This window comes from Vibrio sp. CB1-14 (assembly GCF_040412085.2).
GTDB classification, from domain to species: Bacteria; Pseudomonadota; Gammaproteobacteria; order Enterobacterales; family Vibrionaceae; genus Vibrio; species Vibrio chaetopteri.
Genome location: NZ_CP115921.1, coordinates 1,215,112 through 1,228,252, shown reverse-complemented (window position 1 = coordinate 1,228,252; position 13,141 = coordinate 1,215,112). Strand labels below are relative to the sequence as shown.

Genomic DNA, 13,141 nt, shown 5'->3' with positions numbered 1-13,141 from the left:
CACTCGCTATTTTTCAACCACTTGAAGAAGAGAGCCTTTAAGCAGCCGATAACTGATCCAAACCAAACCCACTATACACATCACGCGCAACCAATAAATCCCACTACGTTTCAACACATCGACAAACGAAGCCGTCGCTTGAATGGAATAAGGATGGTGCTTAGAATGCGCCGTTTGTAGCAACATGCTTTGCATTCTCAAAGGTGAACGTGTGTAAAAAGGCACGCAGTCCGAGTCCAACGTCAGGCTGTAATTTGCATAATGAAGGCTTGGTTCAATCCAGTAACCAAGCACTCTTCTTGGATTGACGTAAGCGAAGGCTTTCTGCTTCCCTTTATCTTTGGATACAACAAACGAAGTTTCTGGGAAGTGTACTGTCAACAATGAGTGTCCAATAAACACCCCCTCTTTTTTGCTGCCTTGCCAGTAATTAAGCTTAGAAAGTTGGCGCCCGAGCATGCTACAAACATGCCATTGTTCGCCCGTGTCATAGATATAACCCACCGCACGAATACGCTCGTTTTCATGTGCAATATTGGCGTACTCTCGCTTCACTTCATCACCACAATTGGGATCGCTTGGCAGCATGTCGATAACATTGAGAATACTCTTTATCTCCCTATCCACCCTTGCTGTTGCGCCGATCGCACTCGTCTCCAATTCATGTGTAATTCTGAAATAGGCACCAACTAGGCTCACCAATGCCGATAGCGACATCACCACCAGCCACTTAATCATGACTCACCTCAAAGTCTTGCTCAGGGTTTTCTCTGCGTGTGCTACGACGATAAACGTCAAACAGCAACAGGCTACCAAATACCAATACTCCGCCGAGCGTTAGCCGCTCGATAAAGGTTAAAAGCTTACCCCAAAGCACAGTAATAGGTTGCGTCACACGAATCTGTATTGGGTAGCGCTCGGAATCGGTCGTCATTTCAATGCCATCACCATCGGCAATATCGATACCACGAGACAACAACGCTTCACCATTACTAAAAGACAGGACAGCCTTGGTCTCCGGGAAAAATGGTTCAATCCACCAGCCAAGAATAATGCGCGGGTTAATAGCACCGAGGACAATGGTATTGTCTTTGATAATCGCTAAGGCATAGGAGGGATCGCGTCGATACTCAATCTGCTTGATTTTGGCAAACGCCACATCTCGGCTGTATCTAGCATCCCAAAATGTCGACGTAACCGCAGCTTTGTGCTGACCAAAATTACTACAAGCGATAAAAGATTCCTCATCGCCGCTTTGCACTGTTCCAACCGCGAGTCCACGTAAGCCTATGCTTCGAAACACATGATGAGCCAGAACCTTTTGCGCTTCAGTGCTGCAATCCGTCGGTTGATAAACGGCTCTCAACTCTCTTTCGATCTTTGATAGTTGAAACTCAACTTTGCTAAGAATTTGCTCAGCGCTGCTGCTCAGCTCCTGACGAAACGTGAGTACTTGATAAACACAACCAATAAGCAGCGTATAGAGAAAGATGAAGATCAGATTTTGCCAAGTGCGCTTGGGGAACATGCAATAAAACTACTCACAACCATAGAACTGGCGAATAATAATCACCACTTCGAAGCTATGTCTTTAATCTAACTCAACCTTTTGAGAGAGCTGTCTCAGTGAGTGAGAATTCAGTAGCATTAAGCTATAGCTGAGTCGCTTATAGCAGCGCAACAGAATATCTTGCAGTGTCAAATATCCCAATCACACTGAGTCACCAGGAATTACCCTACAACAACTTATTCTTATACTGCTCCGGCGTTTGCCCAGAATATTTCTTAAACATCGAGATAAATGGACTTGCTTGGTTATAACCGAGCGTAAACGCAACTTCTTTTACTGAATGGCCACTTCGTAATAGATCCATTGAAAACAAGTACCGTACTCGCAAGCGCCACTCGGTAAAACTCATGCCGAGTTCGCTTTGGCAGTAACGTGCAAGCGTGCGCTCGGTCGTATGAACTTTTGATGCCCACTCCTTAAGACTAATGTCGTTAGTTGGCTCTTCTTCAATGGCTGCCAGAATGGGGGCGAGGTATTTGTTATTACTAGAAGGTAGGAAGTGATGCTGCTCTTGCTGATCGCTCAGCTGGTCTAGGAGCACTTGGATCAGGCGCTGATCTTTTTCAGATTCGGCCACGTTAACGTTACGGTGACGAAAATCCTCAATGATCGAGGAGACGATCGGTGTCACTTTGATTAAGCTGGTTTTATCTGGAAACCCGTCAGTAAACTCGTGAGCAATATTAAGAGAGCAGTATTCGAGCGGTTTTCGGTTGTAGCTGCAATGCATCACGCCCGCCGGAACCCAAATGGCGAGGTGTGGCGGTGCTAGAAAACGCGTATCCTGCGCTTCCATTTCCAATATCCCACCGCTAATCAGCTGAACTTGTCCCCATGGGTGGCAATGAACGCGGGTTTCGGTGTTCGACAAAAACGCATCGAAGTTCATGAAAACATTGGAGGGCATCTTGTCTATAGACAAAGAGGGGTGCAAATTTCTAGTGTGTTTTTTCAACTTGTCTTCCTATCGCGCGCAATGTCGTTTTAAAGATACATGCAATTATACCGACCTGTCACACTATGTATCAACTTACAAAACGCGATGAGGTTCACAGTGGTCTATCTTCTTCCCTTCTTTACTGTGTTGATATGGGGCGGCAACGCCATTGTGAACAAGATGTCCGCCTCTATGATCGAACCGAGCGCGATGAGTTTCTATCGCTGGGCGCTTGCGATCTTGGTAATGACGCCATTCTGCTTGCCGAAAGTGAAGCGCCATTGGCCAGAGATCCGCAAAAACAGCGCCAAACTCGCGTTTCTTGCATTGCTGGGCATGGTACTTAACCAATCGTTGGGCTACTACGCGGCGGCAACCACTACAGCCTCTAATATGGCGCTGATAACCTCACTAGTCCCCCTGCTCGCGGTGTTCATTTCCGTGCCGTTACTTGGCAAACGTATCTCTAAGCTGAGCATCGTTGGCGGCGTGATCTCGCTAGCTGGCCTTGCGTTTATGCTAGGACAAGGCGACCTCAGCTTCTTTTTGCATCAAGACATTTCTCAAGGGGACGGCCTGATGGTACTCGCAGCGATTGTGTATGCGACGTACTGTGTGCTGCTAAAACGCTGGAAAATGCAGCTGTCTAGCTGGATGCTGATTTACACCCAAGGCGTATTTGCCGTCATCATGTTATTTCCACTATTACTGACTAGCGAGCAAATCTTGCCAAGCAGCTCTGCCCTGCCGCTTATTGCCTACGCGGGATTGCTCGGCTCCTTTGTCGCGCCTCTGCTTTGGGTAAAAGCGATCGACTTAATTGGCGCAGATGGCAGTGCCATGTTCATGAACTTGTTGCCAGTCATCGCGGTCGCTCTCGCTGCAGTACTGCTTGGCGAGTCAATTACCCAGTTCCACCTTATTGGCGGGCTCATGGTCATTTCCGGCGTTATCTTGTCGCAAATTAAGACCAAAAAGCTCCAGCCTGCGCCAGAAGCGGTGGCACCTAAACTCACTATCGATAAACAATAGCGAACAGCAAAAAACTCGCACACTCAAACTCATAGCGTGTTGTTAACAAGTTTGTCATAATCAAGCCACTTAGCAGCTCAGATAAAGGAATAAAAATAATGAGTAGTGGCAGAAGAGAGACCACCCTGCGTTTTCTAGCCGAGCCAGGCGATGTTAACTTTGGCGGCAAAGTGCATGGCGGCGCAGTAATGAAATGGATTGACTTAGCGGCGTACGCTTGCAGCGCGGCATGGAGTGGCAAGTATTGTATCACCGCTTACGCTGGTGGCATTCGCTTTGTTGAGCCAATCCACGTTGGCAACTTAGTAGAAGTGAGTGCCAAAGTGATATACACCGGCAGAAGCTCAATGCACATTGCCATCGATGTGCAAGCTAGTGATCCCAAAGAGCTGAAAAATCGTCTCACAACACACTGTATCGTTATCATGGTGGCGGTGGATGAAAATGGCAAACCAACCGAGGTGCCAGAATGGGTACCGCAAACCGAAGACGATATTAAACTTCGTGAATCGGCAATCAAGCTGATGAACATGCGCAAACAGATTGGCGAAGAGATGGAAGCGCACGTCAAATATCTCAAGTAACTCCCTCTCGTTACTTGTTAATCAAGCCCTAAAGTTCATGCAGACTGAATCCTCGGTCTGCATTTGTTATACAGATCTCATCTACGCCCTAAATCATCCTCCAAAAGGAGGAGTTTTCATCTTTTCCCTTCAACTACACTAGATTGACGTGATAGATTTTTTCTATATCCAAAATTGAACTCCTACAACATCAGTTTGGTGAGATTTTATGCCCAACCCTTCCATTTCTAAACCTGAGCAAAAGGTTCATCTGTACCAAATTTTCACCCGCCTATTTGGCAATACTAACTCGACCAACCAGCCTTGGGGCACCATAGAACAAAATGGTGTCGGCAAGTTCAGTGACATCAGTGACACCGCGCTAGCATCCATTCGAGAGCTCGGCATGACCCATATTTGGTATACCGGCGTGCCGCACCATGCGGTGATCCGTGATTACAGCGAGTATGGCATACGCAATGATCACCCCGCCGTTGTCAAAGGCCGCGCTGGGTCACCTTATGCGGTGAAGGACTATTACTCGGTAAACCCAGATTTAGCCGACGAACCAGCCCAGAGAAATCAAGAGTTTAAACAGCTTATTGAGCGCACGCACAAAGCGGGACTGAAAGTGGTGATTGATATCGTGCCAAACCACGTGGCTCGCCAATATCAAGGCTTGAATAACCCTGAAGGTGTAACCGATTTTGGTGCGGAAGATGACACCAGCCTTGAGTACTCGCGTGAAAACAGCTTTTACTACATTCCAGAGCAAGCGTTCGAACTGCCCGATGTACCAACGCATCTCGCACCGCTCGGTGGAGAGGATCATCCACGACTCAAGCAGCCTTATCATGAGTACCCAGCAAAGTGGACAGGCAACGGCGCTAGAGCCGCCAAGCCAAGCGCTGACGACTGGTATGAAACGGTTAAAGTCAATTACGGTGTAAGACCGGATGGCAGCAAAGACTTTCCTGAATTACCGGAATGTTATCGACACAAAAACTATGCGGAACACGCTAAATTCTGGGATGGCAAAGATGTACCGAGCTCATGGCGCAAGTTTCGCGACATCGCCATGTACTGGCTCGAGCAAGGTGTCGACGGCTTTCGTTATGACATGGCAGAAATGGTGCCGGTGGAGTTCTGGAGCTTTCTCAACGCATCAATCAAACTCAACAATCCCGATGCTTTATTAGTGGCCGAAGTGTACCAGCCACACCTCTACCGAGATTACATTCAGTTTGGCAAAATGGATGCGCTCTACGACAAGGTTGATCTTTACGATACGCTCAAGGCGATTATCCAAGGCCGCGAAGGCACAGAGTCCATCTCTCGCATCCAAACAGAGTTTAGTGACATCGAGCCGCACATGCTGCACTTTCTCGATAACCATGACGAGCAGCGAATCCCTTGCGCTGAGTTTGCCGGCAGCGCCGAAGCTGCCCTACCTGCAATGGTTGTTTCGGCGACCATCAGTAACGCGCCTACCATGCTTTACTTTGGCCAAGAACTAGGAGAAACAGGCGAAGAACACGCAGGCTTTGGTCAGCCAACACGCACCTCGATTTTTGACTATATCGGTGTTCCAAGCCACCAACGCTGGATGAATAATGGCGCATTCGATGGCGGTCAATCCACCGAACAAGAGTTAACTCTGCGTCGTTTTTACCAAAACTTAATGCGCTTTGTGCAACGTAGCCCTGCTATGTCAGGCTCTCGACTGTTACTGGATATTCAGCGTGATGAACGCCATGGTGAGCTTCGCCATAAACTTTATGGATACTGGCGCGAGAACAGAGGCGATGCTGCGTTAGTCTTGGTTAACTTTGATGCACACCAAGCCAGCAGTGAACCGATTACCATTCCAGCCGAGGCGATCAAAGCCTTAGGACTAATCGATGGTACCTACTCGCTATCCTGCGCGCTAAATCCAAAAGTAACCACAGAGCTTAGTGTCGAAAATGGCTCTGGCAAAGTTGATATTGCCCTCAACCCACTGGCTTCACATATTTTTCAACTCATGGCTACCGAGCGTTAACCTCCCGACTTTATCGAAGCCCAATGCTATCAAGCACCAGCGTAAAAACTGGGGCTTTTATTGACTCATTCAGATCACACCTAGCGCAAGTGAAATAGTAAAAATCTATACCACTTTACAAAAAGGCTATTTTTACACCTCATCGCATCCGATTATTCTTATCCCAATGCACATGGACAGGATAGTCACAATGAAAACACTAAAAACATCCTTAACCGCTTTGGCACTAGCAACGTTAACGGCAGCTCCAGCAATGGCGGTCACAGAAGGTGAACTGCTTATTTGGATCAACAGTGATAAAGGTTACGAAGGGCTAGCAGAGGTCGGCCGACAGTTTGAAACCGATACTGGTATTAAAGTCAGCGTTCAGTTTCCAGAGTCATTAGAAGCACGCTTTCAGCAAGTCGCTGCGACTGGCGATGGTCCAGACATCATTTTCTGGGCGCACGACCGCTTTGGTGGCTATGCCGAATCTGGCCTGCTGCGAGAAGTAAAACCGAGTAAAGAATTCCAAGAGAAACTGGTCGACTTTAGTTGGGATGCGGTGAACTACAAAGGTAAGCCCATTGGCTACCCACTTGCTATTGAAGCCATTTCACTGATTTACAATAAAGACTTGCTGCCAAAACCACCTAAGTCATGGGAAGAGCTACCAGCTATTCACGCTAAGATGAAAGCACAAGGCAAAGACACCATTATGTGGGATGTGAAAAACGCCTACTTCACTTGGCCAATTGTCTCTGCCGGCACCTATTCTTTCGCGAAAACCCCACAAGGTCATAATGCTAATGATACAGGGATTAACAATCAACGCGCTCAGGACAACCTAGCGTTCTTGCTGAACATGAAGCAAGAAGGCATTGTGGATCCAGGAATGGATTATGCTAATGCCGAGTCCTCCTTTGCCAAAGGCGAAGTGGCGATGACGATCAACGGCCCTTGGTCATGGGGTAACTTAGACAAAGCAGGCATCAACTACGGCGTTGCCACCTTCCCTACGCTGGGTGGCGAAAAATCGAACCCATTCGTTGGTATCTTGAGTGCCGGTATCAGCTCAGCAAGTCCAAATGAAGATTTGGCGGTAGAGTTTATTGAAAACTATCTGTTTACCGACGAAGCGCTCACCACTATCAACAACGACAAGCCGCTTGGTGCCGTGACTCTGAAGTCTTTCCAACAGACCTTAGAATCTGATCAGCGTATTCGCTCAACCATGATTAACGCTGAAAACGGCGAAATCATGCCAGCGATTCCAAAGATGATGACGTTTTGGATGTCTGAAGGCGCTGCCATCGAAAACACGCTACTAGGTCGCCAGACTGTTTCCGAGGCACTTGCTACTGCGGAAAAACAATTGGCGCGTTAATGCGAACCAATCGCCAAGTGCGCAAAAACCGCGCTTGGCGAGTAAATCAATCGAAGTTTTGTTGTTTCTTGTCAGCTCGTGACCCTCTCTTAAAGTCGCAATGTAACGCTTTGAATCGCTCTGCAACAGATCCCCTTCTTCATCACATTCTCACTCAAGATCTTAAACAGCCGATTGAATTTGTCACTATCGCTATCTATACCCTTTAACTATGCTCGCAGTTCCTCTGTTGTTCGAGCACGTACGACACCACACGATCACGCTTGTTAGAAGGTGATGGGTGGTGACAAAGTGATGAAAACAAACGAGATTAAAGCGAAACAAGGAGATTACGATGGACAGAATTTGCCCAATGTGCCAAACGCCAATGATAGAGAGAAACAACGTACATGTTTGCCCAAGAAATGAAATTGGTGACTGCGCTTATGATCCCTACCTACATGAACTTGAGCCTGCACAAGAGCGCGAAATGGAGCAAGATCGTCCTTATTAGAATCACAAGGCGATAATCGTCACAAAGGCGACCTCACAATACGTGGTCGCCTTTTTGATCAATGCAGTAAGCTACACGCTGCCCTATCTGAAATAAAATCTCAAATAGAATCCACGCCTGTCTCGACAACATACCACCACGTGAGTACGAAATAAGATACTCCACAAGCTATAGCCATCAACAGCATCCATAGTAGTCTTAAACCCACTCTAGTTTTGGCAACTGATTTGTAAGCCAGAACCATCGAGAAGCAAAACAGTAAAGCTTGAAGAGTAAACCACACTACTTCGGGAAAACCTAAACCGCTGTTACTCCCCAACCCACGTAACAAAAAGCTTATTGCTAGAATAGCAACAAGCCCACTCAGCCAAGACACTAGTGAAAATAAGTACATTTTTTTATTCATATCAATTCAGCGTTGGCCTCGGTTTGACTGGACATTGCGCTTCAAAATACGTCTTTGGAATAACTTTGTCGTGTGAAACATCCCAGCCATTCATATTGGTATCTACATTCCCACCGGAATGCCTAATCAATGACTGAACAAAACTATTACTGTTGTACCCCAGCCCCATAAAAGGATAGGGAATTGGTGAATAGCCTGGTTTAATCTAAAGTTTGTTGCTAACTGCATGACTCTTCGTTTAGCTTCAGCGTCAGGAACAGTGCCATAATCCACTAGCCTTAGTTGAGAAGAAAAGTCAGGTTTAAATATAGATGTATTGGCTGCACCAAAGTACTCTCTGGTCGCCAAAAGGTCACCCTTCTCTGCTATCTCTACAACAAGGCTGCCTCTATTCTGCGCACCAATAACAACACCATAATGACCATCTCCTAAATATTTAGTGTGATACACCATACCGCTTGTATGGATTGGAAACTGGGGCTCACTAAAATGGAGAACAATGAACTGGTGTGTACCTAAAGGAACACCGCTAAGATCCCTAGCTCCTATGTATACTGACATAATTTCTCGTCCACCTCGTTAACATATCACTTTGTTAGCAATAAACACTGATGGCGACAACATATGAGAGTATCCTTGGCACTAGAAGACTTTAAACAACAGAACTCGGTAGAACTCAAATTTCTATGCAAACATGAACCTAGAGCCAATAGGCAAATGGGGTAGGCGTCCAACTCTATGCATAGAAAGGTTGTTCTTTACAAAATTGACAAATAGATACTCACAAAAAAGGCGACTTCTCAACATAAAGCCGCCTTTTAATTCGATCTTAAGGACAAATTTAAGTTAACACCAACTCGCGCCTTGGCCCGTATGCGGTTTTAAAAGCTCTTTCACATTCGCTTCTATGACTCGATAGCCGACGTTGCCAAACAAGGTTTGTCGCCCGCCATCAATAATATAAGTTGGACTACCTTTGATCTGTTGAGCCTCACGTAGCAGTTGGTCACTCCACAGTGCCGCATAAGCAGAGCCATCCATAAGGTACGGCTGAAGTGCTTCAATGTTTATTCCCTGAGAGGCAAGAACATCCGTAATAACTTCAACATTGCCGATATCTCTCCCTTGTTCAAAGAAAGCCTGTCTTAACGCCTTAGCGAGTTGCAACACCTCATTTTGACTGCTGCCAGCAAGCTCTGCGGCTTTTAAGTGAAGATGTGCAGGCATGGAACTAGTTGGTTGAGTGCTGCGCCATACAGAAGGGCTCAGTGTTAATTCAGGGAACTTAGCTGCCACCTCTTCGGTGTGCTTTGCGAATCCATCAAAACCGCCTTTGTCGCTCCATCCCTTGCCGATGCGAGTTTGCGCATCACCAAACAAGTTAATGAACTTAGGTGCTAGTTCAATTTGGCCATCAAAGTTAGCTAACAAGGCATCGTTTCGAGCCTCCGCTGCCCACGCCCACACACAAAGTACATCGCTGACATAGTCGATTTTTAACATGATGCATTCTCCCGTTTGGTTATGACTTCTTCTGAGGATCAAGAACGATTATTGTGAAATATAGTCGCTAGCCGCTGATAACGTACCGGCATTAACGATATTTCGATAGCCCATGGATTCAAGAATTTGAACCGCCTGAGTCGCTCTCATACCGGATGCGCAATAGACAATAAGGCTGTCTTGAGGCTGAATATCACTATTGGCAACCGCGAAAATCGTTTGTAACGGAACATTCAAAGAACCTGGGATATGGCCTGAGGCAAACTCTTGTGGCGAACGCACATCGATCAAATATTGCTTAGCCGCCACAGATTTAGACGTGTTAGGAATGGCACTCGTATTTGAGGTCGTGGTTGCTTCAACAGTAGAATTCATAACAACAGCTCCAGCTAATTAAGTTAAATCTAATGTATATACCCTAACCGGAACTGTCAATTATTTATTTTAGACAAAGCTAAAATAAGCGCATCTCAAGATGCGCTTGGCAGCATGAATATAGCCTCTATTCACTAAGCTTGATCATAAAGGCATCGTAAGGTTTAAGCTCTAACTTATTGAAATCAAACGTAGTTCTCCCAGAGTTTGATAACAGCGCTTCAGCCGAACTTTGGCTGAACTCACTCAAATCGACCGTTAATGACTCGCCACTGAAATTCGCGACAACCATTAAACGTGTCTCTCCTTCGGTTCTGAGATAAGCAAAGACTTTGTCATGCTGCTCAAGTACTGGGATAAAATCGCCGTGCACGATCGCACGATAGCGCTTACGAAGTGCAATTAAAGACTGATAATAACGATACACAGAATCACTACTCGCCTGATCATCTTCAACGTTTACTTCGGTGTAGTTTGGATTCACTTCAATCCAAGGCGTACCCTGTGTAAAACCAGCTTGCGGAGCTGCTGACCATTGCATCGGTGTTCTGGCGTTATCACGACCATTTTCACCCAACGCATGCATCATCTCTTCATGGCTTACGCCCGCTTGTGTTCTCACTTTATAGAAGTTAAGCGACTCAATGTCTTTGTATTGCTCTAAGCGCTCAAACTTCACATTGGTCATCGCGATCTCTTCACCCTGATAAATGTAAGGCGTGCCCTTAAGTCCATGCAGTACAGTGGCTAACATTTTGGCTGACTTGGTGCGATACACACCATCATCACCATACTTGGAAACCGCGCGAGGCAGGTCGTGGTTATTCCAAAACAGTGAGTTCCAACCTTGATCGGCGAGTTCTAACTGCCACTTGGTCAGCACCCTCTTAAACTCAGGCAAGTCGAGTGCGATCGGCTGCCATTTATCACCGTCTTTCCAAGTGAGCGTAATGTGTTCAAACTGGAACACCATCGACAGCTCATCACGTTCGGGGGCGCTATATAGCTTGGCTATCTCCGGTGTCGCCCCCCAAGTTTCCCCAACCGTCAGAAGGTCTTTACCGCCAAAGGTGGCCTGATTCATCTGTTTCAGAAGTGGGTGCAATCTTTCGCCATTCCCCGTGATGCCTTTGTCGATCTCTTTACCAATCAGATCAATAACATCAAGCCTAAAGCCGCCGATACCCTTGTCTATCCACCAGTTCATCATACGGTGGACTTCATCATGCACCTTCGGGTTTTCCCAGTTAAGATCAGGCTGTTTTTTTGAAAACAGGTGTATATAATATTGCTGAGTCGGCTCATGCCACTGCCATGCACTGCCGCCAAAGATCGAATCAAGGTCGTTAGGTGCACTACCATCTGGCTTCGCATCACGCCAAACGTAGTAGTCACGATATGGAGAATCTTTTGATTCGCACGCTTGCTGAAACCAAGAATGTTCATCCGAGGTATGGTTAACCACCAAGTCCATCACGATACGAATACCGCGCTGTTTTGCTTCGGCGATCAGCGCTTCCATATCTTGCATGGTGCCAAACTCAGGCGCGATAGCCTGGTAGCTGGAGATATCGTAGCCATTATCATCCATAGGAGACTGATACACGGGCGATAACCAAATCACATCTACACCTAATTCTTGTAAATAATCGAGCTTGGAGCGAATACCATTTAAATCTCCAATGCCATCTCCATTCGAATCACAAAAGCTGCGCGGGTAAATCTGATATACCACCGCATCGTGCCACCATTTTTGTTCCATGAGTCTGTCCTAGCTTATCGTTAAATTACCCCCACTTTACGAAGTTATCGCTGGGATTAAAAATAGATTCTCCGTATAATCATATAGATTTTTTATATACCAAAGACAGGCACACCAAAAGGCAATGTATGGCGCTGAACAAATCCATTAAGTACTTCTTGGCAGTAGCAAAACACGGCAACATTAAACGAGCTTCTGATGAGCTATTTATTAGTCAGCCGTCTCTCACCTCTGCAATCAAAAAGCTTGAGGTGGAGATGGGTGCGCCCTTGTTTAATCGTCTATCTAAGGGCGTGGAATTGACGCCTTATGGCAATAAATTTCGTAAGTTTGCACAAGAGCAACAAGAACAGTACTTTGCCCTTAAGCACCAGTTTAACGACATGCAGCAGCGCCAATTCGGTAAAGTAAAAATCGGTACGGGAGAAGTATGGTGGGAGGGCTTTGTGCGCCAATCGGTGGCAGATTACCAAGCGTCAAATCCAGCCAGCTCGTTTCACCTTGAATTCGGGAATAACTTGTCTCTGCTACACCATCTCGTTCAAGGTGATATAGATTTATTCATAGGTCATGAAGTTTTAGACCTGTCAGAGTCGTGCCGTGTTGTGTTCCAGCCACTGTTTCAAGATTATGAAGCCATCTACGTTTCTAAGAGCCACCCACTTGCAACTGGGATAAGCGAGCCAAGCACCTTGCACCGCTACCCGCTTCTAAGGGTGACCCCAAACCATCCAAGGCATCAATCGGTGCTAGCGAACGGCCTTCCTCATGACACTCAGTTTGATGAGCGCATCACCTACGACGTGGATTCAGTAATGGCCAGTATGGATATGCTGCATATGACGCAAGCGATCATGCCCTACAGCCACAAAGCCAGTGATTGGCTTGAAAAACATGACATCGTCATCGCGTATCTAGATAAAGAAAAGGTCGGCAATATCGGTATTTACACCAAACAAGGTGAAAACAAATCGAGCGTGGAAGCCCTTGTTCAGCTTCTCACCAGTAATGTCAATTCCAAGTAAGGTCACCAAACTGTCATTTTTCTTTCATTAAACTTTGATGTAATCGCCCAGCGTTAAAATAGTCTGAG

13 protein-coding genes are annotated in these 13,141 nt (G+C 46.4%); 6 read left to right on the top strand and 7 right to left on the bottom strand.

The genetic code is table 11. The features are described 5' to 3' along the window. Nucleotides 1-6 precede the first annotated feature (6 nt). The 3 genes from PG915_RS21355 to PG915_RS21345 form a co-directional block, all read right to left on the bottom strand. A complete protein-coding gene (locus tag PG915_RS21355; RefSeq protein WP_353499005.1) occupies nucleotides 7-738 on the bottom strand; it encodes a hypothetical protein in 732 nt (243 codons plus the stop codon). Next, entirely contained in the window at nucleotides 731-1,528 is a 798-nt protein-coding gene (locus PG915_RS21350) for a hypothetical protein (protein ID WP_353499004.1), read from the bottom strand. The genes PG915_RS21355 and PG915_RS21350 overlap by 8 nt, the downstream gene beginning before the upstream one ends. A 208-nt stretch (nucleotides 1,529-1,736) precedes the next feature. Then, nucleotides 1,737-2,525 carry an AraC family transcriptional regulator gene (locus PG915_RS21345; protein ID WP_353499003.1) on the bottom strand — a complete coding sequence of 263 codons (789 nt, stop codon included), beginning with the start codon at nucleotides 2,523-2,525 and terminating at the stop codon, nucleotides 1,737-1,739. Nucleotides 2,526-2,624: 99 nt separating this feature from the next. Between PG915_RS21345 and PG915_RS21340 the strand changes: the two genes are divergently transcribed. The 5 genes from PG915_RS21340 (at nucleotide 2,625) to PG915_RS21320 (ending at nucleotide 8,002) form a co-directional block, all read left to right on the top strand. Next, nucleotides 2,625-3,539 (top strand): DMT family transporter, encoded by a 915-nt coding sequence (locus PG915_RS21340; RefSeq protein WP_353500184.1) that lies wholly within the window; start codon nucleotides 2,625-2,627, stop codon nucleotides 3,537-3,539. 98 nt (nucleotides 3,540-3,637) lie between these two features. After that, nucleotides 3,638-4,123, top strand: a complete 486-nt coding sequence (locus PG915_RS21335) for an acyl-CoA thioesterase (RefSeq protein WP_338166025.1) — start codon at nucleotides 3,638-3,640, stop codon at nucleotides 4,121-4,123. Between the two features lie 208 nt (nucleotides 4,124-4,331). Next, nucleotides 4,332-6,143 (top strand): alpha-amylase family protein, encoded by a 1,812-nt coding sequence (locus PG915_RS21330; protein ID WP_353499002.1) that lies wholly within the window; start codon nucleotides 4,332-4,334, stop codon nucleotides 6,141-6,143. Between the two features lie 190 nt (nucleotides 6,144-6,333). Beyond that, entirely contained in the window at nucleotides 6,334-7,509 is a 1,176-nt protein-coding gene (gene malE, locus PG915_RS21325; protein WP_353499001.1) for a maltose/maltodextrin ABC transporter substrate-binding protein MalE, read from the top strand. Between the two features lie 334 nt (nucleotides 7,510-7,843). Next, nucleotides 7,844-8,002, top strand: a complete 159-nt coding sequence (locus tag PG915_RS21320; protein WP_353499000.1) for a hypothetical protein — start codon at nucleotides 7,844-7,846, stop codon at nucleotides 8,000-8,002. A 532-nt stretch (nucleotides 8,003-8,534) separates the two neighbouring features. On the opposite strand, the gene PG915_RS21315 is transcribed toward PG915_RS21320, so the two are convergent. The 4 genes from PG915_RS21315 to PG915_RS21300 form a co-directional block, all read right to left on the bottom strand. Beyond that, on the bottom strand, nucleotides 8,535-8,969 hold the full coding sequence (locus PG915_RS21315) for a hypothetical protein (protein WP_353498999.1): 435 nt from the start codon (nucleotides 8,967-8,969) through the stop codon (nucleotides 8,535-8,537). 285 nt (nucleotides 8,970-9,254) lie between these two features. Continuing rightward, the gene (locus PG915_RS21310; protein ID WP_353498998.1) at nucleotides 9,255-9,911 is read right to left on the bottom strand and encodes a DsbA family oxidoreductase; all 657 of its coding nucleotides are present in this window, start codon (nucleotides 9,909-9,911) and stop codon (nucleotides 9,255-9,257) included. 48 nt (nucleotides 9,912-9,959) lie between these two features. Continuing rightward, nucleotides 9,960-10,286 (bottom strand): rhodanese-like domain-containing protein, encoded by a 327-nt coding sequence (locus PG915_RS21305; RefSeq protein WP_353498997.1) that lies wholly within the window; start codon nucleotides 10,284-10,286, stop codon nucleotides 9,960-9,962. Nucleotides 10,287-10,413: 127 nt separating this feature from the next. After that, a complete protein-coding gene (locus PG915_RS21300) occupies nucleotides 10,414-12,048 on the bottom strand; it encodes a glycoside hydrolase family 13 protein (protein ID WP_353498996.1) in 1,635 nt (544 codons plus the stop codon). Nucleotides 12,049-12,182: 134 nt separating this feature from the next. Here PG915_RS21300 and PG915_RS21295 point away from each other — a divergent pair, with 134 nt between their 5' ends. Further along, on the top strand, nucleotides 12,183-13,073 hold the full coding sequence (locus PG915_RS21295; protein WP_420884637.1) for a LysR family transcriptional regulator: 891 nt from the start codon (nucleotides 12,183-12,185) through the stop codon (nucleotides 13,071-13,073). Nucleotides 13,074-13,141 lie beyond the last annotated feature (68 nt).

What these genes read in the sequence shown, in the direction of transcription:
- PG915_RS21355 (WP_353499005.1), bottom strand. Translation starts at nt 738, where the DNA reads ATGATTAAGTGGCTGGTGGTGATGTCGCTATCGGCATTGGTGAGCCTA.
- PG915_RS21350 (WP_353499004.1), bottom strand. Translation starts at nt 1,528, where the DNA reads ATGTTCCCCAAGCGCACTTGGCAAAATCTGATCTTCATCTTTCTCTAT.
- PG915_RS21305 (WP_353498997.1), bottom strand. Translation starts at nt 10,286, where the DNA reads ATGAATTCTACTGTTGAAGCAACCACGACCTCAAATACGAGTGCCATT.
- PG915_RS21300 (WP_353498996.1), bottom strand. Translation starts at nt 12,048, where the DNA reads ATGGAACAAAAATGGTGGCACGATGCGGTGGTATATCAGATTTACCCG.
- PG915_RS21310 (WP_353498998.1), bottom strand. Translation starts at nt 9,911, where the DNA reads ATGTTAAAAATCGACTATGTCAGCGATGTACTTTGTGTGTGGGCGTGG.
- PG915_RS21320 (WP_353499000.1), top strand. Translation starts at nt 7,844, where the DNA reads ATGGACAGAATTTGCCCAATGTGCCAAACGCCAATGATAGAGAGAAAC.
- PG915_RS21330 (WP_353499002.1), top strand. Translation starts at nt 4,332, where the DNA reads ATGCCCAACCCTTCCATTTCTAAACCTGAGCAAAAGGTTCATCTGTAC.
- PG915_RS21315 (WP_353498999.1), bottom strand. Translation starts at nt 8,969, where the DNA reads ATGTCAGTATACATAGGAGCTAGGGATCTTAGCGGTGTTCCTTTAGGT.
- malE (WP_353499001.1), top strand. Translation starts at nt 6,334, where the DNA reads ATGAAAACACTAAAAACATCCTTAACCGCTTTGGCACTAGCAACGTTA.
- PG915_RS21335 (WP_338166025.1), top strand. Translation starts at nt 3,638, where the DNA reads ATGAGTAGTGGCAGAAGAGAGACCACCCTGCGTTTTCTAGCCGAGCCA.